At 67.9% G+C, this 25,093-nt stretch carries 23 protein-coding genes; 6 read left to right on the top strand and 17 right to left on the bottom strand.

Annotation, left to right across the window (positions count from 1 at the left end):
* The first annotated feature begins 45 nt into the window (after positions 1-45).
* Together C6P61_RS01465 and C6P61_RS01460 are read left to right on the top strand one after the other, a co-directional pair.
* A complete protein-coding gene (locus C6P61_RS01465; RefSeq protein ID WP_244908725.1) occupies positions 46-3,699 on the top strand; it encodes a hybrid sensor histidine kinase/response regulator in 3,654 nt (1,217 codons plus the stop codon).
* Positions 3,681-4,676 (top strand): response regulator, encoded by a 996-nt coding sequence (locus C6P61_RS01460; RefSeq protein ID WP_202428260.1) that lies wholly within the window; start codon positions 3,681-3,683, stop codon positions 4,674-4,676. Before C6P61_RS01465 ends, C6P61_RS01460 begins: the two co-directional genes overlap by 19 nt.
* Before the next feature lie 116 nt (positions 4,677-4,792).
* Here the strand turns inward: C6P61_RS01460 and C6P61_RS01455 are convergent, their stop codons facing one another.
* From C6P61_RS01455 to C6P61_RS01415, 9 genes are all read right to left on the bottom strand, one after another.
* Positions 4,793-5,248: a DUF2442 domain-containing protein gene (locus C6P61_RS01455; RefSeq protein WP_105728141.1), complete on the bottom strand. Its 456-nt coding sequence runs from the start codon at positions 5,246-5,248 to the stop codon at positions 4,793-4,795.
* Positions 5,236-5,505: a hypothetical protein gene (locus C6P61_RS01450; RefSeq protein WP_211296908.1), complete on the bottom strand. Its 270-nt coding sequence runs from the start codon at positions 5,503-5,505 to the stop codon at positions 5,236-5,238. The genes C6P61_RS01455 and C6P61_RS01450 overlap by 13 nt, the downstream gene beginning before the upstream one ends.
* Positions 5,506-5,544: 39 nt before the next feature.
* Positions 5,545-6,474 carry a DMT family transporter gene (locus C6P61_RS01445; protein WP_105728140.1) on the bottom strand — a complete coding sequence of 310 codons (930 nt, stop codon included), beginning with the start codon at positions 6,472-6,474 and terminating at the stop codon, positions 5,545-5,547.
* Positions 6,471-7,181, bottom strand: coding sequence for an ABC transporter ATP-binding protein (locus C6P61_RS01440; RefSeq protein ID WP_105728139.1), 711 nt, complete (start codon positions 7,179-7,181; stop codon positions 6,471-6,473). Before C6P61_RS01440 ends, C6P61_RS01445 begins: the two co-directional genes overlap by 4 nt.
* A 2-nt stretch (positions 7,182-7,183) precedes the next feature.
* Entirely contained in the window at positions 7,184-7,996 is an 813-nt protein-coding gene (locus C6P61_RS01435) for an ABC transporter ATP-binding protein (RefSeq protein WP_105728138.1), read from the bottom strand.
* The gene (gene livM / locus C6P61_RS01430) at positions 7,993-9,315 is read right to left on the bottom strand and encodes a high-affinity branched-chain amino acid ABC transporter permease LivM (RefSeq protein ID WP_105728137.1); all 1,323 of its coding nucleotides are present in this window, start codon (positions 9,313-9,315) and stop codon (positions 7,993-7,995) included. Before livM ends, C6P61_RS01435 begins: the two co-directional genes overlap by 4 nt.
* The gene (locus C6P61_RS01425; protein ID WP_425319729.1) at positions 9,315-10,241 is read right to left on the bottom strand and encodes an ABC transporter permease subunit; all 927 of its coding nucleotides are present in this window, start codon (positions 10,239-10,241) and stop codon (positions 9,315-9,317) included. Before C6P61_RS01425 ends, livM begins: the two co-directional genes overlap by 1 nt.
* A gap of 133 nt (positions 10,242-10,374) precedes the next feature.
* Entirely contained in the window at positions 10,375-11,463 is a 1,089-nt protein-coding gene (locus tag C6P61_RS01420; protein ID WP_105728135.1) for a branched-chain amino acid ABC transporter substrate-binding protein, read from the bottom strand.
* Positions 11,464-11,487: 24 nt separating this feature from the next.
* Positions 11,488-12,219 carry a GntR family transcriptional regulator gene (locus tag C6P61_RS01415; RefSeq protein ID WP_105728134.1) on the bottom strand — a complete coding sequence of 244 codons (732 nt, stop codon included), beginning with the start codon at positions 12,217-12,219 and terminating at the stop codon, positions 11,488-11,490.
* Positions 12,220-12,410: 191 nt separating this feature from the next.
* Between C6P61_RS01415 and C6P61_RS01410 the strand changes: the two genes are divergently transcribed.
* A complete protein-coding gene (locus C6P61_RS01410) occupies positions 12,411-13,262 on the top strand; it encodes a DMT family transporter (protein WP_105728133.1) in 852 nt (283 codons plus the stop codon).
* A gap of 64 nt (positions 13,263-13,326) precedes the next feature.
* Here C6P61_RS01410 and ahpF read toward each other — a convergent pair whose 3' ends face one another.
* Entirely contained in the window at positions 13,327-14,952 is a 1,626-nt protein-coding gene (gene ahpF, locus C6P61_RS01405) for an alkyl hydroperoxide reductase subunit F (protein ID WP_105728132.1), read from the bottom strand.
* An 86-nt stretch (positions 14,953-15,038) separates the two neighbouring features.
* Positions 15,039-15,602 (bottom strand): alkyl hydroperoxide reductase subunit C, encoded by a 564-nt coding sequence (gene ahpC / locus C6P61_RS01400; protein WP_105728131.1) that lies wholly within the window; start codon positions 15,600-15,602, stop codon positions 15,039-15,041.
* 246 nt (positions 15,603-15,848) lie between these two features.
* Here ahpC and C6P61_RS01395 point away from each other — a divergent pair, with 246 nt between their 5' ends.
* Both C6P61_RS01395 and C6P61_RS01390 read left to right on the top strand, forming a co-directional pair.
* Positions 15,849-16,394, top strand: coding sequence for an anti-sigma factor domain-containing protein (locus C6P61_RS01395; RefSeq protein ID WP_105728130.1), 546 nt, complete (start codon positions 15,849-15,851; stop codon positions 16,392-16,394).
* A 71-nt stretch (positions 16,395-16,465) separates the two neighbouring features.
* Positions 16,466-16,894, top strand: a complete 429-nt coding sequence (locus tag C6P61_RS01390; RefSeq protein ID WP_244908724.1) for a PaaI family thioesterase — start codon at positions 16,466-16,468, stop codon at positions 16,892-16,894.
* Positions 16,895-17,282: 388 nt separating this feature from the next.
* Here the strand turns inward: C6P61_RS01390 and urtE are convergent, their stop codons facing one another.
* The 6 genes from urtE to C6P61_RS01355 all read right to left on the bottom strand — a co-directional run bounded on the left by urtE (position 17,283) and on the right by C6P61_RS01355 (position 24,069).
* Positions 17,283-17,987 carry an urea ABC transporter ATP-binding subunit UrtE gene (gene urtE, locus C6P61_RS01380; protein ID WP_105728128.1) on the bottom strand — a complete coding sequence of 235 codons (705 nt, stop codon included), beginning with the start codon at positions 17,985-17,987 and terminating at the stop codon, positions 17,283-17,285.
* An 11-nt stretch (positions 17,988-17,998) separates the two neighbouring features.
* Positions 17,999-18,874: an urea ABC transporter ATP-binding protein UrtD gene (gene urtD, locus C6P61_RS01375; RefSeq protein ID WP_105728127.1), complete on the bottom strand. Its 876-nt coding sequence runs from the start codon at positions 18,872-18,874 to the stop codon at positions 17,999-18,001.
* Complete coding sequence (gene urtC, locus C6P61_RS01370) at positions 18,871-20,001, bottom strand: urea ABC transporter permease subunit UrtC (RefSeq protein ID WP_105728126.1); 1,131 nt, start codon at positions 19,999-20,001, stop codon at positions 18,871-18,873. Before urtC ends, urtD begins: the two co-directional genes overlap by 4 nt.
* 16 nt (positions 20,002-20,017) lie before the next feature.
* A complete protein-coding gene (gene urtB / locus C6P61_RS01365; protein WP_425319728.1) occupies positions 20,018-21,649 on the bottom strand; it encodes an urea ABC transporter permease subunit UrtB in 1,632 nt (543 codons plus the stop codon).
* A gap of 102 nt (positions 21,650-21,751) precedes the next feature.
* Complete coding sequence (gene urtA, locus C6P61_RS01360; RefSeq protein ID WP_105728125.1) at positions 21,752-23,035, bottom strand: urea ABC transporter substrate-binding protein; 1,284 nt, start codon at positions 23,033-23,035, stop codon at positions 21,752-21,754.
* Between the two features lie 197 nt (positions 23,036-23,232).
* Positions 23,233-24,069, bottom strand: coding sequence for an urease accessory protein UreD (locus C6P61_RS01355; protein ID WP_105728124.1), 837 nt, complete (start codon positions 24,067-24,069; stop codon positions 23,233-23,235).
* 75 nt (positions 24,070-24,144) lie between these two features.
* On the opposite strand from C6P61_RS01355, the gene C6P61_RS01350 reads away from it, so the two are divergent.
* On the top strand, positions 24,145-25,020 hold the full coding sequence (locus tag C6P61_RS01350; protein ID WP_105728170.1) for an AEC family transporter: 876 nt from the start codon (positions 24,145-24,147) through the stop codon (positions 25,018-25,020).
* Positions 25,021-25,093: the final 73 nt, after the last annotated feature.

Below are 25,093 nucleotides of genomic sequence, written 5' to 3'. Positions count from 1 at the left end.
CGTACGGGGGCCGCGCGGTGGCACGAAAGCTGCACGACACCCGAGGTGAACCGCCCCCCGACCACGCCTGATCCGTCCCAGGCCGCCGCCCCGCAACGCATCGTCAAGCTCAGGCGCGACTACAACCGCTGGGTCGCCAGCGAGACGCTGGAGGACTACGCGCTGCGCTACACGCCGCAGCGCTCGCGCATCGGCTCGGAATGGCGGGTCGCCAACACCGCCTTCAGCGTCGCCTCGTTCCTGGTGCTGGAGGCGGTCGGCGCCACGTTGCTGGTCCAGTACGGCTTCGTCAACGCGGTCTGGGCCATCCTGAGCGCCGGGTTGCTGATCTTCCTGGCCGGACTGCCGATCAGCGTCTATGCGGCGCGCCACGGCGTCGACATGGACCTGCTGACGCGCGGCGCCGGCTTCGGCTACATCGGCTCGACGCTGACTTCGCTGCTCTACGCGTCGTTCACCTTCATCTTCTTCGCGCTCGAGGCGGCCGTGATGGCCTATGCGCTCGAGCTCGCGTTCGGCATCCCGCCGGCCTGGGGCTACCTGATCTGCGCGCTGGCGGTGATCCCGTTCGTGATGCATGGCATCGCCGCGATCAGCCGCTTCCAGGTCTGGACCCAGGCGCTCTGGCTGCTGCTGATGCTGCTGCCTTATGGCGCAGTCTGGATGCTCGAACCTGGTGCATGGGAGGGCATCACGCACTACGCCGGGGAATCGGGCCAGGGCCGCGCCTTCGACTGGCACCTGTTTGGTGCTGGCCTGACCGTGGGCGTGGCACTGATCACGCAAATGGGCGAACAGGCCGATTACCTGCGCTTCATGCCGCCGCCACAGCCGGGCCGACGCCTGCACTGGTGGCTGGCGGTGCTGGCGGGCGGGCCGGGCTGGGTGCTGCCGGGCGTGCTCAAGATGCTGGGCGGTGCGGTGCTGGCCTGGCTGGCGCTGTCGAACATGGTGTCGGCCGAACGCGCAGTCGATCCGAACCAGATGTACCTGACGGCCTGGGAAACGCTGCTGCCCTACCGCTGGGCGGTCTGGGCCACTGCGCTGTTCGTCGTGCTGTCACAGCTCAAGATCAATGTCACCAACGCCTATGCCGGCTCGCTGGCCTGGAGCAACTTCTTCTCGCGCCTGACGCACAGCCACCCGGGTCGGGTGGTCTGGGTGCTGTTCAATGCCGCGATCGCGCTGATGCTGATGGAGATGGACCTGTTCCAGGCGCTCGGCGATGTGCTCGGGCTCTATGCCAACCTGGCGATCGCCTGGATCATGACGGTGGTGGCCGACCTGGTGATCAACAAGCCGCTGGGTTGGTCGCCGCCCGGCATCGAGTTCCGGCGCGCCTATCTGTACGACATCAACCCGGTCGGCGTCGGCGCGATGCTGCTGGCCTCGCTGCTGTCGATCAGCGCCCACCTGGGCCTGTTCGGCCCGACCGCCCAGGCCTTCTCGGCCCTGGTCGCGATGGCGACCGCGCTGATCGCCTCGCCGCTGATCGCCTGGGCCACGCGGGGCCGCTACTATCTGGCGCGCGAGCCCGAGGCCGACGTCGGCCAGGACGGCGCCAGCGCGGCCGGCTGTGACAGCGGCTGTGCCGGTGCGGGCTGCGCCGGTTCAGCCTGCGCTGGTACTGGCGGCAGCGCCCAGGCGGTGCCCAGGCTGGTGCGCTGCGTGGTCTGCGAGCGCGAGTACGAGACGCCCGACAGCGCCTACTGTCCGGCCTACCAGGGCCGGATCTGCTCGCTGTGCTGCACGCTCGACGCGCGCTGCGGCGACCGCTGCAAGCCGCACGCCAGCCTGGCGGTGCAATGGACCGGGGCGCTGCGCTGGCTGACGCCGCGCCGCTGCTGGCCGCATCTGGACGGCGGACTGGCGCATTACCTGCTGCTGATGCTGGTGGTAGCGCTGCTGCTGGCGGGCCTGCTGGGCCTGCTCTACCGCCAGGAATGGAGCGGTCTGGCCGAGCTGCCGGCCACGCCCGACTCGCTGGACGCGCTGCAGCAGGCGCTGCGCGCCGGCTACGCCAAGATCTATGCCGCGCTGCTGCTGGCGTTCGCGATCGTGGCCTGGTGGCTGGTGCTGACGCACAAGAGCCGCGCCGTCGCCCAGGAGGAATCGAACCGCCAGACCGGCCTGCTGCTGCGCGAAATCGAGTCGCATCACCACACCGACTTGCAGCTGCAGCAGGCGCGCCAGGTCGCCGAGGCGGCGCGGGCCCAGGCCGACCAGGCCAATCAGGCCAAGACGCGCTACATCAGCAACATCAGCCACGAGCTGCGCACGCCGCTCAACAGCATACTGGGCTATGCCCAGCTGCTGCAGCAGGACGGCGAGCTGGGCCAGCAGCGCGCGCACGCGATCCGCGTCATCCTGCGCGGCGGCGAGCATCTGCTGTCGCTGATCGAGGGCACGCTCGACATCGCGCGCATCGAATCCGGCAAGCTCGCGCTGCAGCAGGGTCCGGTCGACCTGCGCGCGCTGCTGCAGGAAGTGGCGCAGATGTTCGAGCTGCAGGCCGCGGCCAAGGGCCTGCGCTTCGGCTTCGACGGCCCCGAGCACTGGCCGGCCGCGGTGCGCAGCGACGAGCAGCGGCTGCGCCAGATCCTGATCAACCTGCTGGGCAACGCCGTCAAGTTCACCAGCCGGGGCGAGGTCCGGCTGACGCTGCGTTACGCACGCCAGATGGCGACCTTCGAGATCGTCGACACCGGCCCCGGCATCGCACCGGCCGAACTGGCCCGGGTGTTCGAGCCGTTCGCGCGCGCGGCGAGCGCGGCGAGTGCCAGCGCGCCTGGCTCGGGACTGGGCCTGACGATTGCCCGCATGCTGGCCGAGCTGATGGGCGGCGAGCTCAGCGCGCAAAGCGAGCCCGGCCATGGCACCACCTTCCGCCTGCGCCTGTTCCTACCCGAGCTGCATGCCCGGCCGGCTGGCGCCGTGCGGGTCAGCGGGCCGGCACGGACCCTGGCTGGCGACGCCGCCGGCTATGCCGGGCCGCGCCGGCAGCTGCTGGTGGTCGACAACGAGGAGGCCGACCGCCAGCTGCTGGCGCGCTGGCTTGAGCCGCTGGGCTTCGCGGTCAGCCTGGCGACCCAGGGCGAGGACGCGCTGGCCCAGCTGCAGGCGGGCCTGCGGCCCGACGCCATCTTCATGGATCTGGCGATGCCGGGCATGGACGGCTGGGAGACGCTGCGTCACATTCAGGCGCTCGACCTGCAGCCGGCACCGGCGCTGGCGATCGTGTCGGCCAATGCCTTCGACCGCGGACTGGACAACGACATCGGCCTGCCGCCCGAAGACTTCCTGGTCAAGCCGGTACGGCGGCTGGACCTGCTGGACTGGCTGCAGCGCCGGCTCGACCTGCAGTGGCAGCGCAAGACCACAACCGAGACCGAAGCCGGCACCGGTGCCGATCTGGCTGCAAGCCAGGGGCCGGCTGCCGCCAGCGCCGCCCTGCTGACGGCGCCAGCCGGCCCGGGCCTGCCCGCCGAGGCGATGGATAGCCTGCTCGAACTGGCGCGGCTGGGCTACTACCGCGGCTTCGTCCAGCGTGCCAGCGCGCTGCAGGCCAGCCATCCCGACTGCGCGGACTGGCTGGCGCAGCTGCAGGCGCTGGCACGCGAATTCCGCTTCGAGACCATCGTCGCCGCGCTGCAGCCGCAGCCGGCGGCAGGAGACCCCCTGTGCACCCTGCCCCCCTGAACGCCGACCCGGACGACGCCGTCGTGCTGCTGGTCGATGACATGCCCGACAACATCGCGCCGCTGCACGACGCGCTCGACGCCGCCGGCTACACGGTGCTGGTCGCGCTCGACGGCCAGTCCGCGCTGGCGCGCGCCGCCCAAGCCCGGCCCGACGTGATCCTGCTCGATGCGCTGATGCCCGGCATCGACGGCTTCGAGGTCGCGCGCCGGCTCAAGGCCGACCCCGAGCTGGCGCAGATCCCGATCCTGTTCATGACCGGGCTGACCGAGACCGAGCATCTGGTCAAGGCGCTGGCGGCCGGCGGGGTCGACTATGTGACCAAGCCGGTCAAGCCGCTGGAGGTCATGGCGCGCATGGGAGTGCACCTGCGCGCGGCGCGCCAGGCCCGGCTCGGCGCGCTGGAACGCCAGCAGGCGCGCAACGCGCTCGACGCCTTCGGCTACGCGACCATCACGGTGCGCGCGCGCGACGGCCGGCTGATGTGGCAGACCCCGCTGGCGCGCGAGCTGCTGCGGCGCCATTGCGACACCGAGTCGCCCATCACGCCCGAACCGGTGCTGCAGTGGCTGCGCCGTCACCTGCCCGAGGCGCAACGCCAGCTCGAGCCGCCGCGCCTGCATCTGGACCAGGGCCCGAGCCGGCTGACCTTCCGGCTGCACCGCCGCCTGGGCGAGGAAGAATGCTCGGACGACAGCCCCGAAGGCGAATGGCTGATCGTGATGGAGGAAAGCTCGGACGGCAGCGCGATCGAGGCCCTGGTCAGCGCCTTCGGCCTGACCGCGCGCGAGGCCGAGGTGCTGTACTGGGTCGCGCAGGGCAAGATCAACCGCGACATCGCCGACATCCTGGGCGCCAGCCCGGCCACGGTCAAGAAGCACCTCGAGCGCATCCACGGCAAGCTCGGGGTCGAGACCCGGACCGCCGCAGCGGCGATGGCGGTGAACCGGGTGCGGGCGCTGCAGCGAACCAGCTAGGGATTTTTCGTGCCTGCCTTCAGGCAACCATTGCGGGGCATAGCAATCCAGTCCTTCACCCGAAAGCGGGAAATGCAGATGGCGACCGATAAGGCTCGCAAAAATTGCGCGCTTGCTCAAGCCGTGGGGCGATGCTCTACTTCCCAGCCCTTGCATGCCAGGGCGATGTAGCGCGGTACGGGACGAGCGCCAGTACCGTAGGCGCTGATGGTGCGCGACGTCATACCGAGTGCCTGCGCGGCCTGCGACAGGCTAAGACCGTGGCGTGCGCGCCACTGGGCGAAGATGCGGGTGTTCTCGTCGGCGGCATTCTGCGCCTGCGCGTCGAGCCAGAGCGTGTCGGCACCGATCTGAATGTCCAGCTCGGGCCATTCGACCGTCCAGCCCTCGCCGTCGATCAGCGTGGCGGTCGCGAAGACCTCGGGGTCGCGCAGCCGCGCCAGACCGGGTGACTCATCGAACAGCGGCTTGAAATCCAGCGCGTAGACCTCGCCGCCGACGAAGGCCAGGCGCATCCTGAAATCGCTCAGGACCTCGATGCCCGCCAGGCGGGCGCGTTTCATGCGTGCCATAGGTACCACTCCTTCCACAGATCAGCCAGGTTGCCCCGGATCCACTCCATCACCTCGGCGCGCAGGCCGCGCGGCCAGGCGCCATCGGTGGCCAAGCTATCCAGGTAAATGATGACGTCCACCTCGCCGCCGACCAAATGGCAATGAGCCGGGCCGTGGTCACGCTCGCGCACCTCCAGCCGGTACTTGTTGTTGCGAAAGCGCTGCTTGGTCGTAATGCCCTGATTATATAGAAATAATTTCCATACAAAACCCATCCTCTTGCCAGGGAAGGCGGATGCGTTGGCCCGCCCGACTCAGCGCTCGCTGCGCGCCGCGAGGTAGATTCCCACCAGCAGCAGCCCGAAGCCGACCGACTGCAGCGGCGCCAGGGTTTCGCCGAAGAACAGGTAGGCCATCAGCGCGCAGCCGACCGGCTCGCCCAGCGTCACCACGGCGACGAAGGCGGGCGAGACATGCTTGAGCGCCCAGTTGTAGCTGGTGTGGCCGACCAGTTGCGGCCCGAGCGCCATGCCGATCAGCGCCAGCCAGCCCAGCGAGCTGAAATCCAGCAGCGGCTGAGCCAGCGCGGCCGTGGCGCCGAACAGGAACAGCGCGGCAATGCCGTAGGCCAGCCAGATGTAGAGCGTCAAGCTCAGGCTGGCGCGCAGGCGGCGACCGATCATCAGATAGGCTGAAAAACACCAGGAGCCGACGATGGCCAGGCCGTTGCCGAGCATCGGGTTGGCGCCGCTGCCCGCCTGCTGGCTGTCCGAGACGAAGATCAGCAGCGAGCCCAGCAGCGACAGGACTATGCCGGCCAGCAGGAAGCGGTTCGGCACCTCGCGGAACAGCAGGAACGAGGCGATGCCGATCCAGAGCGGGTTGGTCGTCACCAGCGAGGCCGACGAGGCGACCGAGGTGTATTCGAGCGAGGTGATCCAGGTGCCGAAATGCGCCGCCAGACACAGGCCGGCCGCCAACGCCAGCCCGAGCTGGCGCTTGGTGAGCAGCGGGCCCGCGCCCTGGCGCCGCAAGGTGCCGGCGCGGCCGAGCCAGGGCAGCAGCACCAGCGGCGTGACCAGCAGCGCCGCCAGTCCGAGCCGCCAGGCCGCCACGGCCAACGACGGAATCTGCGCCGCCTGGGCGTAGCGGGCCAGGATGGCGCCAAAGGAAATGGCCAGCAACCCGATCCCCAGCACGACCAGGGGCAGGCCGCGCGGGACTGGACGTTCGGCTGAACTCAATGCCCGGCCTCCAGGTAGGCGGCGCGCACCTCGGGGCTGGCCAGCAGCTCGGCGCCGCTGCCCGACAGCACCACCTCGCCATGCTGCAGCACATAGCCGCGATGCGCCACGCGCAGCGCATGGTGCGCGTTCTGCTCGACCAGCAGGATGGTCATGCCGTAGTCGCGGTTGAGCTCGCGGATGATCTCGAACACGCGCCGGATGTAGATCGGCGCCAGGCCGAGCGAGGGCTCGTCGAGCATCAGCAGCTTGGGCCGGCCCATCAGCGCGCGCGCGATCGCCAGCATCTGCTGCTCGCCGCCCGACAGCGTGCCGGCGCGCTGCTGCAGGCGTTGCTCCAGGATCGGGAACATCGCGAACATGCGCTGGATGTCGGCATCGAAGTTGGCCGGATCGGCAAAGGTGGCACCGATCTGGATGTTCTCGAGCACCGTCATGCGCGGGAAGATCCGGCGGCCCTCGGGCACCAGCGCGATGCCGCGCCGGCTGACCTCGTGCGGGCTCAGCCGCGTGATGTCCTCGCCCTCGAACACGATCCGGCCGGCGCTGGCGCGCGGTGCGCCGAACAGCGTCATCATCAGCGTCGACTTGCCGGCGCCGTTGGCACCGATCAGGGTCACGACCTCGCCGGTCGCCACCTCGAGGTCGAGGCCCTTGAGGGCGTGGATATGGCCGTAATGGGTATGCACCCCCGACAATTTCAACAAGCTCATGCCGCGACCTCCTCGGAGTCGTCTTCGCCCAGATAGGCCTTGATCACCTGCGGGTTGTTCTGGATCTCGAGCGGCTGGCCCTCGGCGATCTTGCAACCGTAGTTGAGCACCACGATGTGGTCCGAGACCTTCATCACCACGCTCATGTCGTGCTCGATCAGCAGCACCGACACGCCCTCCTCGCGCGAGAGCTGCAGCAGCAGCTGGTTGAGCTCGGCCGATTCGCGCGGGTTCAGGCCGGCGGCGGGTTCGTCCAGGCACAGCAGCACCGGATTGACGCACAGCGCGCGCGCGATCTCGATCCGGCGCTGGGTGCCGTAAGGCAGTTCGCCGGCCGGGGTATCGGCCAGCGCCAGCAGACCGAGCCGTTCCAGCCAGTTCAGCGCCTTTTCCAGCGCGGCGGTTTCGGCGCGGCGGTAGGACGGCAGGCCCAGCAGGCCGGCGAGCGAGAACACCGACGCCGCCTGCAGCGGGTTGTGCTGGGCCACGATCAGGTTCTCCAGCACCGTCATCTTCGGGAACAGGCGGATGTTCTGGAAGGTCCGCACCACCTGGGCGTCACGCGCGACGCGGTGGCTGGCCAGCGACTCGAGCCGGATCTCGCCCGCGACCGGATGCTGCAGCCGCACGCTGCCTTCGGTCGGCTTGTAGAAGCCGGTGATGCAGTTGAACAGCGTGGTCTTGCCGGCGCCGTTGGGGCCGATGATCGAGGTTACCTGGCGCGCTGGCGCGGCGAAGGACAGGTCGCCGATGGCGGTCAGGCCGCCAAAGCGCATGGTCAGATGATCGACTTGCAGAATGGGGCTCATGCGGCCTCCCGTTTCGACTGGCGGATGAAGGACGAAGGTGCCTTGAGCGTCGGCTCGCGGTGCGACAGCAGGCCGCCCGGCTTCCAGACCATGATCAGGATCATCGCGGCGCCGAAGATCAGCATGCGGTATTCGGCGAAATCGCGGCCGACCTCGGGAATCAGCACCAGCACCAGCGAGGCCAGCACGACCCCGAGCTGGCTGCCCATGCCGCCCAGCACCACGATGGCCAGGATGATGGCCGACTCCGAGAACACGAAGGACTCGGGCGAGATGAAGCCCTGGCGCGCGGCAAAGAACACGCCGGCAAAGCCACCCAGCATCGCGCCGAGCGCGAAGGCCGACAACTTGACGTTGGTCACGTTCATGCCGAGCGCCTTGCAGGCGATCTCGTCCTCGCGCATGGCTTCCCAGGCGCGGCCGATCGGCAGCTTGCGCATGCGGCTGACGAACAGGTTGGTCAGCAACGCCAGCGCCAGGATCAGGCAGTACAGGAACACCACGCGCTGCTCGGGGACGTATTCCAGCCCGAAGAAGCCCGCGAAGGTGGCCGGCCCGTCATCGCTCGGCGGCTTGAACGGCAGCCCGAAGAAGGTCGGGCGCGGGATCGACGAGATGCCGTTCGGGCCGCCGGACAGGTCGGTCCAGTTGACCAGGATGATGCGGATGATCTCGCCGAAACCCAGGGTCACGATCGCCAGGTAGTCGCCGCGCAGGCGCAGCGTCGGCCAGCCCAGCAGCAGGCCGAAGGCGGCGGCCGCGCCACCGGCGACCGGCAGCGCCTCCCAGAAGCCCCAGCCGAACTGGGTCGACAGCAGCGCATAGCTGTAGGCGCCGACCGCGTAGAAGGCGACATAGCCCAGGTCGAGCAGGCCGGCCAGGCCGACCACCACGTTCAGGCCCCAGCCCAGCATGATGTAGATCAGCACCGTGGTGGCGGTGTCGATCACATAGCGGTTGTCGCCCCAGAATATTGGCAGCGCCAGCGACAGGCCGAGCAGGCCCCAGCCCAGCGCCTTGAGCAGCACGGGCCGGCTGCCCGCGGCCGGCGCGCCGGTACTGAGCCTGGCCTTGGTACGCTGGCGCGCGCGCAGCCGATCACCCAGCGCGGAAAACAGCAGCCGGCCCAGGAAGGCCAGCAGGATGAACAGGCCCAGCGCGGCCCAGCGCGTCCTGACTTCGAGCATGCCGCCCGCGTCGACCGTGGTCAGTCCGATCATCGGAATGCCGAGCACCAGGGCCACGAAGGCCACGCCGCCGGCATCTTTCAGGCGCTCGGACCGGGTCGGCGCGTGCGAGGTCTGGATCACAGCAGTCATTAGACTTTCTCCACTTCAGGCCGCCCGAGCAGACCGCTGGGACGGAACATCAAAACCAGGATCAGGATCGCGAAAGTGGCGACATCCTTGTATTCGGGCGACAGGTAGGCAGCCCAGAACGCTTCGAGCAGGCCGATGATCAGCCCGCCCAGCATCGCGCCCGGCAGCGAGCCGACCCCGCCGAGCACCGCGGCGGTGAAGGCCTTGATGCCGGCGACGAAACCGATGTAGAAATCGACCACGCCGTAATAGACCGTGACCAGCACGCCAGCAACGGCGGCCAGCGCGGCACCGATCATGAAGGTCAGCGAGATCGTGCGGTCGACGTTGATGCCGAGCAGCGCCGTCATGGTGCGGTCCTGCTCGCAGGCGCGTTGCTGGCGGCCGAACGAGGTGCGCGTGATCAGGTAGGTGAAGCCCAGCATCAGCGCCAGCGTCACGACGATGATCAGCATCTGGCTGTACGCGAACGACACCGTGACACCGTCATGCGTGAACAGGTCGATGCCGCCGGTCAGCAGCGGCGGAATCGGCTTGACGCGCGCGCCCTGGGTGACCTGCACCATGTTCTGCAGGAAGATCGACATGCCGATGGCCGAGATCAGCGGCGCCAGCCGGGGCGCACTGCGCAGCGGACGGTAGGCGATGCGCTCGACGCTCCAGCCATAGGCCGAGGTCAGCGCGATCGCGACCACCAGCACGATCAGCAGCGCCAGCGGCACCGACGTGATGCCCAGCGCGGCCAGCAGGGTGAAGCTGGTCACCGCGATGAAGGCCGACACCATGTAGATGTCGCCATGGGCAAAGTTGATCATGCCGATGATGCCGTACACCATGGTGTAGCCGATGGCGATCAGGCCGTAGACCGAGCCGAGGGCCAGTCCGTTGATGAGTTGTTGGAAGGCATGGGCAAGCATGTTCCGGATCCTCCTGCAGTGAGGCAATGAAACCGGGCCCGGAAAGTCCCGGGCCCGGTGGCTCCGCGGGCATCAGCAAGACGCGCGGGGAGCTGGTGAGAGAAAAACGGTCAGATCCGGTGCCAGCGGCACGGAGGCTGGATCACTTGACGTAGTCGTACTTGCCGTCTTTCCACTGGTAGACGACAAAGGCCGGTGCCTTGCTGTTGCCCTTGGCATCGAAGGACATCTTGCCGAGCACGGTGTCGAAGTTGCCGCCGCGCAGGCTCTTTTCGAGTTCGTTGTACTTGACGCTGTTGGCGCTCTTGGCGGCCTGCTCGAACAGCTGGAAGGCGGCGTAGGCGTACAGCACATAGCCTTCGGGCTCGACCTTGGCGTCGCGGAACTTCTTGACGATCGGGGCGGCAGCCGGGTTCTTGCGCGCATCCGGGCCGAAGGTGAACAGCACGTTGTTGGCGGCCTTGCCGGCGGCGGTCACCAGCTCGGTGTTGGACATGGTGTCGCCACCCAGCACGGTCAGGTTGAGCTTGGCCTGCTCGGCCTGGCGCAGGATCAGCGCGACTTCGGTGTGGTAGCCACCGAAAGCCAGCACCTCGACGCCAGCCTGCTTGAGCTTGGCGATCAGGCCCGAGTAGTCCTTCTCGCCAGCGGTGATCGACTCGCGCAGCGCGGGCTTGGCGCCCTTGCCGTCCATGGCCTTGGCGATCTCGTCGGCCAGGCCCTTGCCGTAGGCGCTCTTGTCGTCGACGACGGCGATCTTCTTGCCCTTGAACTTGTCAGCCAGATAGGCACCAGCGACCTGGCCCTGCTGGTCGTCACGGCCGGCGATCGCGAACACGTTCTTCAGGCCGCGGTCGGTGACCTTGGGGTTGGTCGAGACCGTGGCCATCAGGATGTTGGATTCCAGATAGACCTCGGATGCCGGAATGGTGGACGACGAGCACCAGTGGCCGTGCATGAAGGCGATCTTCTTGTTGACCATCTGGTTGGCCACTGCCACCGCCTGCTTGGGGTCGCAGGCGTCGTCGCCGACTTCGAGCACCAGCTTCTGGCCCAGCACCCCGCCGCGGGCGTTGATGTCGGCGATCGCCATCTCGGCGCCCTTCCTGATCTGGTCGCCGGCCGAGGCGTACTGACCCGACATCGGTCCGGCAATGGCGACCACCGTATCGGCGACGGCAGCACCCGACAGGGCGGCAAACACCGCGCTAGCAATCAACGCTTTTTTCATGGCTATTTCCTTGGAATGGAGGGATCAGACGGGACTCGTGCGCGGTTCGGCGCGGTGTTCGGAGAGGTACTTCACCAGGGAGGCTCCGCCATCGAGCACATGGGCCCGCGTCAGAGTTGCCGCCCTCTCCGCATCCCGGGCGGCAAACGCATCGATGATGATGTGATGCTCGCGCTGGGTTTTCGGCAATTCGGGGGTCACGGCCAGGAGTGCACGCACGAAGCGTTCCACCTTGTCGTACAGGGAACGGATTTCCGCCAGCAGCACCGGGCGCTGGGCGTCGCCATAGAGGGCGGAATGCAGCTGCCAGTTGAGCTCGCCCCAGCGGGCCGGATTGCGCTCGGAACCAAAGGCCTCAAGCGCGGCACGGGCCTTGTCCAGGTTGGCGTCGCTGATGCGCGGCGCCGACAGCTCGGCGGCACGCGCCTCGAGCATGGCGCGGATCTCGACATATTCCCAGATCTCGTCGGGCGACATCGAGGCCACCAGCGCGCCCTTGTTGCGGATGAAGCTGACCAGCCCCTCGGCTTCGAGCCGCTTCAAGGCCTCGCGCACCGGGATCTTGCTGACATGGAAGCGTTCGGCCAGTTCGTCCTGCTTGAGCAGGGTGCCGCTGCCGAGCTGGCCCGAGACGATCGCCTCGCGCAGGGTCCCGGCCACGAAATCCGAGGTCGACAGGCGCGCGGCCTGAGGCAGGGACAGCCGCAGCAGCGGCGACGGGTCACCGGCAAGGGGAAGGGAGCTGCTGGAATCCACGGGGCGGCCTTGTTGCTGAATCAGGGTGGGCGGGGAAAAAGAAGAACTTCGGATATTGTCTTACCGTATACGATATACGGTAACAAGGGTTTACCCTGTTTTCAGCAAGATTTCACGCGCTTGTCACCGCAGCACCCACCGGGTGCCGGACCGAGCCGGGCAGCCAAGGCGGGCCGCTATGATCGCCAGCCATGAAATCCGATCTACTGGCCCTGGCCGCGATTGCGCTCTGGGGCACGCTGGCCACCCTGGGCGTCGAGCTGGCACATGTGCCCCCGTTCCTGCTGACCGGACTCGGGCTGCTGGCGGGCAGCCTGATCGCGCTGCCGCTGTCACGCTTGCGCCTGCAGGCCTGGAAAGTGCCGCTGCCGACGCTGCTGGTCGGCATCTACGGCCTGTTCGGCTTTCACTGGCTGCTGTTCCTGGCGCTGCGCCAGGCGCCGGCGGTCGAGGCCAACCTGATCAACTACCTGTGGCCGCTCGGCATGGTGGTGCTCGCGCCGCTGTTCCTGCCGGGCGTGCGCCTGCATGGCCGGCATGTGATGGCCGCGCTGCTGGGGTTTGCCGGTGCCGCGATCGCCATCCTTGGTCGCGGCGGCGAGGCCTCCAGCGCCGGCAGCGGCTTCCAGCCCGGCTATCTGCTGGCGCTGGCATCGGCCTTTGTCTGGGCCAGCTATTCGCTACTGACGCGCCGGGTGCCGGCCTTCCCGACCGCGGCGGTCGGCAGCTTCGCGCTGGTGTCCGGGCTGCTGTCGCTGGCCTGCCATGCCCTGCTCGAACCCGCGACAGCGCTCAGTGCCGGCGATGTCGCGCTGATTGCGCTGCTAGGGCTGGGCCCGCTCGGCGGCGCCTTCTTCCTGTGGGATGCGGCGATCAAGTGCGGCGACCCGAGGCGGATCGGCTTGCTGGCCTTCATCACGCCGCTGCTGTCAACCGCGCTGCTACTGCTGAGCACGGGACAGGCGCTGCGCTGGAACATCGCGCTCGCGGCAGCGCTGGTGGTCGGCGCCGCCGTCTGGGGCAGCCGGTCACCACAGCGCTGAGGCGCATCAGGCACGTCAGCCGCCCGGCGCCCCCACGGCCCCAGGCGGCGTTGCCCGGCCCCGATCAGGCCAGCGCCGCCGGTTGCTCGACCCGGACCACGGCGGTATCGGCAGCCGCTGCCGGCTGACGGATCAGGTGCTCGAAGGCGCTCAGCGCTGCCTTGGCGCCCTCGCCCGCTGCGATCACGATCTGCTTGTACGGCACCGTGGTGCAGTCGCCGGCGGCAAACACGCCCGGAACGTTGGTGTGGCCCTTGGCATCGACCACGATCTCGCCAAAGCGCGACAACTCGACCGTACCCTTGAGCCATTCGGTGTTCGGCACCAGGCCGATCTGCACGAAGATGCCTTCGAGTTCGACCTGATGCTCAAGGCCGCTGACGCGGTCGCGGTACTTGAGGCCGTTGACCTTGCTGCCGTCGCCGGTGATCTCGGTGGTCTGGGCGTTGGTGTGGATCGTGACATTGGGCAGGCTTTTGAGCTTGGCCACCAGCACCGCATCGGCTTTGAGCTGGTCGCCGTACTCGATCAGCGTGACATGGGACACGATGCCGGCCAGGTCGATCGCGGCCTCGACGCCTGAGTTGCCGCCACCGATGACGGCGGTGCGTTTGCCCTTGAACAGCGGGCCGTCGCAATGCGGGCAGTAGGCCACGCCCTTGTTCTTGTATTCCTGCTCGCCGGGGACATTGACATTCCTCCAGCGCGCGCCGGTCGAGAGGATCACGCTGCGCGACTGCAGCCGGGCGCCGTTTTCCAGCCGGACCTCGATCAGGCCGCCCGGCGTGGTGGCCGGGATCAGCTCGACCGCGCGCTGCTGGGTCATCACGTCGACGCCGTAATGGCGCACCTGGGCCTCGAGCGCGGCGGCGAACCTGGGGCCGTCGGTCTCGAGCACCGAGATGTAGTTCTCGATCGCCATCGTGTCATTGGTCTGACCGCCCATGCGCTCGACCGCCATGCCGGTGCGGATGCCCTTGCGCGCCGCATAGACCGCCGCCGCCGAGCCGGCCGGGCCACCGCCGACCAGCAGCACATCGAAAGCGTCCTTGGCGTCGAGCTTGGCCGCGTCGCGCGCCGCCGCCCCGGTGTCGAGCTTGGCGACGATCTGCTCCAGGCTCATGCGCCCGGCGCCGAACAGCTCGCCGTTCAGGTAAACGCTGGGCACGGCCATGATGTCGCGCGCCTTGACCTCGTGCTGGAACAGTCCGCCGTCGATCACCACGGTCTGCACGCGCGGGTTGAGCACCGCCATCAGGCTCAGCGCCTGCACCACGTCGGGGCAGTTGTGGCAGCTCAGCGACATGTAGACCTCGAAGCGGTAGTCGCCGTCCAGGGCCCGGATCTGCTCGATCAGCTCGGGCTCGACCTTGGGCGCATGGCCACCGGTCCACAGCAGTGCCAGCACCAGCGAGGTGAACTCATGGCCGAGCGGGATGGCGGCAAAGGTCAGGCTCTGCGGCTCAGCGCCGGTGCCGGCATCGCGGCGGCGCAGGCTGAACGAGGGCTTGCGCGCGTCGCTGCCATCCAGGCGTACGCTGATCTGGTCGGACAGACCGCCGATCGTGACCAGCAACTGCTCGAGCTCGCGCGCGCTGGCCGAGTCGTCGAGCGAGGCCACCAGCTCGAAGGGGCGGTTCACGCGCTGCAGATAGGCTTGCAATTGGGTCTTGAGGCTGTCGTCCAACATGATGGGGTTCCGTTCTTGAAATGGGGAGGGTTTTCGGTTCAGTCCGGCCGGGACATCCCGGCCGGTTCAACGGGCACTGGCAGCGCTCAGATCTTGCCGACCAGGTCGAGCGACGGGGCGATGGTGGCGGCGCCTTCCTTCCACTTGGCCGGGCAGACCTGGCCCGGGTTGGCAGCGACGAACTGGGCCGCCTTGAGCTTGCGCAGCGTTTCCTGCACATCGCGCGCCACGGCGTTGTCGTGCACTTCCATGGTCTTGATCACGCCTTCGGGGTTGATCACGAAGGTGCCGCGCAGCGCCAGGCCTTCCGCCGGGATATGGACGCCGAACATATGGGTCAGGCGATGAGTCGGATCGCCGACCAGCGGGAAGCGGGCCTTGCCGACCGCCGGCGAGGTCTCGTGCCAGACCTTGTGCGCGAAATGGGTGTCGGTGGTGACGATGTAGACCTCGGCGCCCGCCTGCTGGAACTCGGCGTAGTGGTCGGCGGCGTCCTCGATCTCGGTCGGGCAGTTGAAGGTGAAGGCGGCCGGCATGAAGATCACGACCGACCAGCGGCCCTGGAAGGCCTGCTCGGTGACTTCGATGAACTTGCCGTTGTGGAAGGCTTCGGTCTTGAACGGCTGGACGGCGGTATTGATGCGGGACATGAGGTTTCCTGTACGAGTCGGGGGAAGAAAAGAACGGGTTGTCGTTCGAACAGACTCAATATTAGTCCCAAGCTATTGAAAAATAAATTCAATAGTCTCTATCTAACCGATAGGCAAAACCTTGGCCGCAGCACAAGCCTGTCCCGGTGCCATCCCTGGCCCGTCCTTGGGCAGTCCCGGGCCTGTCCCTGGGCCCTGTGATGGGCGAGCACTGGAGCCGACAAACTTTGGCGCTACAGTCATGCCATGACCGACCACCTGCCCGAGAAAAATGACCCCGCACCGACCGTGCGCGACCGCCGCGTCAGCGCCTGGTGGCGCGCGCTCGCCATCCTGCTCGCACTGCTGCTGTTCATCGGCGGCGCCACCGGCCTGAGCCTGTTCGAGCAGTTCAAGACCCAGATCCGGCATCTGCAGGGCCAGTTGGCCGAGCAGCCGCAGATCCGCCAGCTCGCGGTGCTGCTCGACGCCGAGCAGCAGCCGGCCATGCTGGTCAGCATTGACTCGGTCTCCCAGCTGATCCAGCTGCAGCGCCTGAACCAGGTCAGCGAAGGCCGGGAAGAGAGCCTGCAGCTCTGGGCGCTGAACGGCGACCAGGCCCCGCTCTCGCTCGGCCTGATCGCGCGCCGTCAGCGGACGCCGCAGTTGCCGCTCGACGCCGCCGCACTGGCAGCACTGGGCAGCGCGACCGAACTCGCCATCAGCGTCGAAGTCAAGGACGGCGTGCCCGAAGGCCAGGGCCCGAGCCTGCCCTGGCTGTTCCGCGGCCATCTGGTCGACAAGGCGCTCTGAAGCCCGGGCGCGCAAGCCGCGCGACAGGCAGTCCGGTCAACATGATGGCCCCAGCCACCCAGGAGCAAGCCTTGCCAGCCAGCAAAGATGAAGTCGCGGCCTTCCTGGCCGCCGAATTTCCCCAAAGCCTGTGCGTCGTCGAATCGGTCGGCGCGCGTGGCGCCACCGTCTCGCACCGGGTCGGTCCGGCCGAATTGCGCCCGGGCGGCACGGTCTCGGGGCCGGTCCTGATGGGCGTGGCCGACGTCGCGCTCTATGTCGCGCTGCTCGGCGAGATCGGCATCGTGCCGCTGGCCGTCACGACCGACCTGACCATCCATTTCCTGCGCAAGCCCGCGGCCGATCGCCGCATCATCGGTGTCTGCAAGCTGATCAAGGTCGGCCGTCTGCTCGCGACCGGCGAGGTGCTGCTCTACTCCGAGGGGCTGGAGGAACCGGTGGCCCATGTGGTCGGCAGCTACGCGATCCCGCAGCAGCCGCAGCTGCAGCCGCAAGCCTGACAGCAACGAGGTACGGGCCGGCTGGCGCTGGCGGCCGATTTGCCGGACGCGCAGCGGACGGATGAGGCTGACAGCGCCAGCCGGCCCGGACCTCTACCCTACTGGTAGCCGATTTGCTGGACGCGCAGCGGACGGAGAGGCTGACAGTGCCAGCCGGCCCGGACCTCTACCCTACTGGCACTGGCGGCCTCATCGATCTGCCTGTGATGGACAGGTCCGAGGTAGGTGACGCCGTCGGCCTCATCTGTCCGCTGCGCGGCCAGCAAATCGGCCGCCGACGCCACCCACCTCGGACCTGGCGGGCTGGCTTGGGACTGGCTTCGGACTGGCTTCGGACTGGCTGGGGGCTTGGCTGGGGACTGGCTGGTCTTGCGGATTGCCGCCTGGCTCAGATCGCCACCAGCTGCCGGATGCCCTTCTCGGGCATCTCGGCGCCGGGGCCGCTGGCGATCACCTCGCCGCGCTCCATCACCAGGTAGCGGTCGGCCAGCTCCTCGGCGAAGTCGTAGTACTGCTCGACCAGAATGATTGCCATCGGCTCGCCGTTCAGGCCTTCCTTGGCCAATTTCTTCAGCACCTTGCCGATGTCCTTGATGATGTTGGGCTGGATGCCCTCGGTCGGCTCGTCGAGCACCAGCAGCTTCGGTGCCGCTGCCAGCGCGCGCGCGATCGCGAGCTGCTGCTGCTGGCCGCCCGACAGGTCGCCGCCGCGGCGGCCCAGCATCTGCTTGAGGACCGGGAACAGCTCGTAGAGCGCAGGCGGAATCGGCGTGCCGGCCTTCTTGGTCGCCAGCCCCATAAGCAGGTTCTCGTGCACGGTCAGACGACCGAAGATCTCGCGCCCCTGCGGCACGAAGCCGATGCCGGCGCGCGCGCGCTCGTAGGGCGTGGTCTTCTCGATCGGCTGGCCGTCGAGCACGATGTGGCCGGCGCGAATCGGCACCAGGCCCATCAGCGACTTGAGCAGCGTGGTCTTGCCGACGCCGTTGCGGCCCAGCACGACCGTGATCTCGCCCGCCTTGGCCTGGAGGTCGACGCCGCGCAGGATATGCGAGCCGCCGTAGTACTGGTGGATTTGTTCGATCTGCAACATGGATATGTCCTTCAGCGGCCCAGATAGACCTCGATCACGCGCTCGTCGGCCTGCACCTGGTCCAGCGTGCCCTCGGCCAGCACGGCGCCGTCGCACAGCACGGTCACCTTCTCGCTGATGGCGCGGATGAAGCTCATGTCGTGCTCGACCACCATCAGCGAATGCTTGCCCTTGAGCGTCAGGAACAGCTCGGCGGTGCGCGCGGTTTCCTCGTCGGTCATGCCGGCCACCGGCTCGTCGAGCAGCAGCAATTTCGGCTCCTGCATCAGCAGCATGCCGATCTCGAGCCACTGCTTCTGGCCGTGGCTCAGGTCGCCCGAGCGGCGCCGGACCGCATCCTTCAGGTGGATGGTCTGCAGCACCTCGGACAGCCGGTCCTTCTGCTCGCCATTGAGGCCGAATTTCATGCTGGGCCAGACCCCCTTGTGCGTGGCCAGCGCCAGCTCCAAGTTCTCGAACACCGTCAGCTCCTCGAACACGGTCGGTTTCTGGAACTTGCGGCCGATACCCAGGGCCGCGATCTCGGGTTCCTTGTAGCGCAGCAGGTCGATGGTGGAACCGAAGAACACACTGCCCGAGTCGGGCCGGGTCTTGCCGGTGATGATGTCCATCATCGTGGTCTTGCCGGCACCGTTGGGACCGATGATGCAGCGCAGCTCGCCGGGCGCGATGTCGAGGTTCAGGCCGTTGATGGCCTTGAAGCCGTCGAAGCTGACCTGCACATCCTCCAGATACAGGATGCGGCCATGGGTGGTGTCGACCTCGCCGCGCACCAGCGGGCGCGAGAAGGCGGCGGCACGGCCGCCCGAGGCGGTCTTGCCCTGCACCAGGGCCTCCTGCGCGCGCTCATAGCGCTGCGCGCCTTGCTCCATCAGCTCGGGCGTCATGCCTGGCCTCCTTTCTTGATCCGCAGTTTCTGCACCAGTCCGACCACGCCCTGCGGCAGGTACAGCGTCACGACGATGAACAGCGCGCCCAGGCAGTAGAGCCAGAACTCGGGGAAGGTCACGGTCAGCCAGCTCTTGGCGCCGTTGACGATGAAGGCGCCGACGATCGGGCCGATCAGCGAGGCCCGGCCGCCGACCGCGGCCCAGACCGCGATCTCGATGCTGTTGGCCGCGCTCATCTCGCCCGGGTTGATGATGCCGACCTGCGGCACGTAGAGCGCACCGGCGACGCCGCACATCACCGCCGAGATGACCCAGATCGTCAGCTTGTACGGCAGCGGGTCGTAGCCGCAGAACATCACGCGGCTCTCGGCGTCGCGGATCGCCTGCAGCACGCGGCCGAACTTGCTGCTGACCAGCCAGCGCGCGAACAGATAACAGCCCAGCAGCGTCAGGCCGGTCAGCACGAACAGCGTCATGCGCATTTCCTGCGTCGCCAGCGGCATGCCGAGCAGGCGCTTGAAGTCGGTGAAGCCGTTGTTGCCGCCAAAGCCGGTCTCGTTGCGGAAGAACAGCAGCATCGCCGCGAAGGTCAGCGCCTGGGTGATGATCGAGAAATACACCCCCTTGATGCGCGAGCGGAACGCGAAGTAGCCGAACACGAAGGCGACCAGTCCCGGCACCAGCAGCACCAGCAGCAAGGTGGCGGCGAAGCTGTCGGACAGGGCCCAGGTCCAAGGCAGTTCCTTCCAGTCCAGGAACACCATGAAGTCGGGCAGGTCGCTCTGGTAGCTGCCCTCGCGGCCGATCTGGCGCATCAGGTACATGCCCATCACATAGCCGCCGAGCGCGAAGAACAGGCCGTGGCCCAGGCTCAGGATGCCGGTATAGCCCCAGATCAGGTCCATCGCCAGCGCGCAGATCGCGTAGCACATGATCTTGCCGAGCAGGCCGACCATGTAGTCGCTCAGGTGGAAGATGCTGGACTCGGGCACCAGCAGATTGAGCGCCGGTGCCAGCGCGCAGACCACCAGCAGCGCGACCAGGATCGCGCCCCAGCCGCTGCGCGCGAGCAGGGGGCCCTTGGCCGGCAGGCCAGTGGCGGAAGTCAGAACTTGAGTTGTCATGAGGATGGCTCCCGGATCAGGCCTGGCGACCCTTGAGGGCAAAGATGCCCTGCGGACGCTTCTGGATGAAGACGATGATGAAGACCAGCACCGCGATCTTGGCCAGCACCGCGCCGGCCCAGCCCTCGAGCAGCTTGTTCAGCAGCCCCAGGCCCAGCGCGGCGTAGACCGTGCCGGCCAGCTGGCCGACCCCGCCCAGCACCACCACCATGAAGCTGTCGACGATGTAGTTCTGGCCCAGGTCCGGGCCGACGTTGCCGACCTGGCTCAAGGCGCAGCCAGCCAGACCGGCGATGCCGGAACCGAGCGCGAAGGCGTAGGTATCGATGCGTGCCGTATTGACACCCATGCAGGACGCGATCGGGCGGTTCTGCGTCACGCCGCGCACGAACAGGCCGAGTCGGGTCTTGCCGATCAGCAGCGCGACCGCCAGCAGCACCGCAGCCGCAAAGCCGATGATGATGATCCGGTTCCAGGGCAGGGTCAGGCTGCCGAGCAGCGTGATGCCGCCGCTCATCCAGGACGGGTTCTCGACGCCGACGTTCTGCGCGCCGAACAGGCTGCGCACGCCCTGCATCAGCACCAGGCTGATGCCCCAGGTCGCGAGCAGGGTCTCGAGCGGACGGCCGTAGAGGAAGCGGATCACGCTGCGCTCCATCGCCGCGCCGACCAGCGCCGAGGCCAGGAAGGACAGCGGCAGCGCCGCCAGCAGATACCAGTCGAAGGCGCCCGGCAGGTACTGGCGAAACGCCAGCTGCACCAGGTAGGTCGCGTAGGCGCCGATCATGATCAGCTCGCCATGCGCCATGTTGATCACGCCCATCAGGCCGTAGGTGATCGCCAGCCCGAGCGCGGCCAGCAGCAGGATCGAGCCCAGGCTGAAGCCGGTGAACATCTGGCCCAGCACCGAAGCCGTGCTCAGCGCGCGCTCGACCGCGCTCAGGGCCTGGCTCAGCGCGGTCTTGACGGCCGGGTCGGTCTCGGACTCCAGGCGCTGGCTCAGCAGCGCCTTGACGATCGGCTGGCCGACCCCGGCCAGCTTGCGGGCAGCGGCAATGCGTTGCGCCGGGTCGTTGCTGGCCAGGTGCAGCGCGGCCTGCGCCAGCTGCAGCGACTCGCGCGCGGCCGGGTCGAGCCGGGCGGAAAACTCGGGCGACAGCGCGCGCTCGACCAGCGGCAGCTGGGCCGGGGTCGGGTCGTCGAAGGCGCCACGCTGCAGGATGGCGGCCGCCTCGCGCTGACGCGCGGCATCGCCCTGCAGCAGATCCATGCCGGCCAGCGCGCTGTCGAGCGCGCCACGCAGGCGGTTGTTGACCACGGCCTCCTCGGCGCCATCACCGAGCGCCACCACGGCGCCGCTGACGGCATCGATGGCCTCGGCGCCCTGCACGATCAACACCTGGCCGTTCTGTACCTGCACGCTCTCGTCGGACAGGGCGCGGATCAGCGCATGGGCGCGCGCGTCGTCGCTGGCGGCCAGCTGCAGCAGCTGCGCCACCCGCTCGTCGGCCTCGCCCGCGGCCAGTTCCAGCGCCTGTGGCGCCGTCAGGGCATGGGCGGCCAGCGGCAGGCCGCAGGCAAAGGCCAGGCCCAACCCCAGTCTCAGCACGCTGTGCCGCAGCGCGTCCATCATCTTGTGTCGCATCATCGACTTCCCGAAAAAACAGCGGGCCGCGGCAAGGCGGCCCGTTCAAGCCTCCAGGCAACAGGGGCAGACCGCAGCCCGACCCCGATGCCTGGCCCGATCGCCTTACTTCTTGGCCGGCACGTTGACCTTGCCCTTGTTCTCGGCGATGTAGTCGCTCCACGGGTCGGCGACCACCGGGCCCTTGGTCTTCCAGACCACCTTGAACTGGCCGTCAGCCTTGACTTCGCCGATGAAGACCGGCTTGTGCAGGTGATGGTTTTCCTTGTCCATGGTGCTGACGAAGCCGCCCGGCGCCTTGAAGGTCTGGCCGGCCATGGCCGCGATCACCTTGTCGGTATCGGTCGACTTGGCCTTGGCCACCGCCTGGGCCCACATGTTGATGCCGATGTAGGTCGCCTCCATCGGGTCGTTGGTCAGCGGCTTGTCCTTGTGGCCCGGGATGTTCTTGGCCTTGGCGTAGTCGCTCCACTTCTTGACAAACTCGGTGTTGGCCGGGTTCTTCACGCTCATGAAGTAGTTCCAGGCTGCCAGGTGGCCGACCAGCGGCTTGGTGTCGACGCCGCGCAGCTCTTCTTCACCGACCGAGAAGGCCACCACCGGCACATCCTTGGCCTTCAGGCCGGCGTTGCCGAGTTCCTTGTAGAACGGCACGTTGGAGTCGCCGTTGATGGTCGAGATCACGGCCGTCTTCTTGCCCTCGGACGAGAACTTCTTGATCTTGGCGATGATGGTCTGGTAGTCGCTGTGGCCGAACGGGGTGTACTCCTCGATGATGTCGGACTCGGCGACGCCCTTGGACTTCAGGAAGGCGCGCAGGATCTTGTTGGTGGTGCGCGGGTAGACATAGTCGGTGCCCAGCAGCACGAAGCGCTTGGCCTCGCCGCCGTCCTTGCTCATCAGGTATTCGACCGCTGGGATGGCCTGCTGGTTCGGCGCCGCGCCGGTGTAGAACACGTTCTTGGACAGTTCCTCGCCCTCGTACTGCACCGGGTAGAACAGCAGGCTGTTCTTTTCCTCGAACACCGGCAGCACCGACTTGCGCGAAACCGAGGTCCAGCAGCCGAACACCACCGCGACCTTGTCCTGGTCGATCAGCTGCTTGGCCTTCTCGGCGAACAGCGGCCAGTTGGAAGCCGGATCGACCACCACCGGCTCCAGCTTCTTGCCCAGCACGCCGCCCTTGGCGTTGATCTCGTCGATCGCCATCAGCACCGTGTCCTTCAACACGGTCTCGGAGATCGCCATCGTGCCCGACAGGCTGTGCAGCACGCCGACCTTGATGGTGTCGGCGGCATGGGCTGGCAGGCCGAACAGGCCCATGGAAGCGACGGCGGCAGCGGCCGACAGGGTCTTGAGGGTCAGGCGACGCGTGGAATAGCTGGACATGGCGATTTCCGTTTCGAGGGGTTGGAGGGTTTTCCGCCGCTGGCCGGCCGTTTCGGATCATTTTTGATCCCTTTCAGGCCGTTTTGCAGCGGATGTCTCCATGCTAAGGATCGCCCCCCGAACCGTCTGTACGCCAGATGGCGTACAAGCCATGCCAGCGCCCAGTCCAATGCCGTCACCCCGGCCAGCGGCGCAGCTCAGACGCTCCAGATCCGCGGCGGCGCATCGGCCATGCCCCAGGCCTCGCGCCGCAGCAGCGCCCACAGCGCCTGCCAGAGCTGCATCAGCGGCTCGACCTGGCCGGCCAGCGCGCGCACCACCAGCATCTGGTCGTTCGGGCAGGTCGCGCCGCAGCGCGGCGCCAGCGCATGGGTCTCGATCAGGTCGCGGCAGGCCTCGAGCAGCGCCTCGCGCCGGTGGCGCGTCAGCGCGCTGCCACAGGCCAGCACCAGCGTGGCCAGCGTGCTCTGGCCGTCGAGCCCGACCGGGCTGCGCAGCAGGCGCTCATCGGCGGCATCGAGCCGGGCGCGCTCGAGCCAGACCCCGGGCCAGTCCCATTGCTGCTCGAGGCAGCCGCTGGCAAAAGGCAGCTCGGCCGCTGGCAGACCCAGGCTCACGACATCCCAGGCCAGCAGCTCGGCGCCCGGCGCGATCTGGAGCTCGACCCGGTTCAGCGCGCGGCAACCGTCATAGGCCAGGGTTTCGAGCGGCAACCATTCCAGCCGCGCGCCCTCCTCCAGCGCCAGCCGCACCCGCTGCTCGGCCGGCTCGCCGCTGGCATTGCGGTAGAAGCGCGTCGCGCCCGGGGTCGAGACCAGTGCATGCGCGCCCGCCGCGACCGTGACATCGACCTCGAGCCGGTCGCCCTGCACCAGTCCGCCCGGCGGATGGACGATCACGTTGTGGCAGACCGCCAGTCCCTCGGGATAGAGGCTCTTGAAGATGCGCAGCGGGCCGCTGTGGCGGTGCCGCAGCAGGGTCTGGCCGCTCGGGTCGCGGCGATACTGGAGGTCGAGATGGGCGTGCCAGGGCATGAATCAGGGGGTAGACAGACAAACCCCTCCATCATGCAAGATCAATGCCCAGCGCGACGCTGCAGAATGGCATCCATGCTGATCCGCATCCTCTCGATCCTGTTTCCGTTGTTCGCCATCACCGCGCTCGGCTATGTGGTGGCGCGGCGCATGAAGCCCGACCTGTCGCACGCGAACCGGCTCAACCTCGCGGTCTTCGTGCCGGCGCTGGTGTTCGGCGCCATGGCCGGCAAGGAGTTCCGCCTGAGCGACTATCTGCCGCTGCTGCTGGCCGGCCTGGGCGTCATCGCCTGCACCGGACTGGTCGGCTGGCTGGCGGCGCGCGCGCTCGGCATCACGCCCCGGACGCTGGTGCCGCCGATGATGTTCAACAACTGCGGCAACCTCGGCCTGCCGCTGGCGGTGCTGGCCTTTGGCGACGCGGCGCTGGCGCCGATGGTGGTGCTGTTCGTGCTGTCGAACCTGCTGCATTTCTCCTTCGGCGCCTGGCTGCTCGACCCGCGCAGCAGCTGGCTGCAAGCCTGGCAATCGCCGCCGGTGCTGGCCACCTTCGCCGGGCTGGCGGTCGGCCTGAGCGGAATCGAGCTTTGGCCACCGCTGCTGACGGCGATCCGGATGGTCGGCGACATCTCGATCCCGCTGATGCTGTTCGCGCTCGGGGTGCGGCTGGCCGACTCGCGCATCGAGGCGGTCGGCTTCGGCCTGTTCGGTGCAGTGCTGCGCCCGCTCGCCGGCATGGCGGCGGCCTGGGTCATGCTGCGCCTGATCGGACTGCCCGAGCGCGAGCAGGCGCTGCTGCTGGTGTTCGGCGCGCTGCCGCCCGCGGTGCTCAACTACATGTTCGCCGAACGCTACGGCCAGGAACCGGACAAGGTCGCGTCGATGGTGCTGCTCGGCAACCTGGCCGCGGTGGTCTTTCTGCCGGTCGCGCTGGCGCTGACGCTGCGCTGAAGGCGGCGGGCGTCAGGCGTCAGGCGTCAGGCGTCAGGCGTCAGGCGTCAGGCGGGCTGGACCTTGCCTCACC

The sequence above is a fragment of the Malikia spinosa genome, assembly GCF_002980625.1.
GTDB classification, from domain to species: Bacteria; Pseudomonadota; Gammaproteobacteria; order Burkholderiales; family Burkholderiaceae_C; genus Malikia; species Malikia spinosa.
Note: the sequence above shows the minus strand (reverse complement) of the source record. Positions and strands in the feature narration are given on the sequence as shown.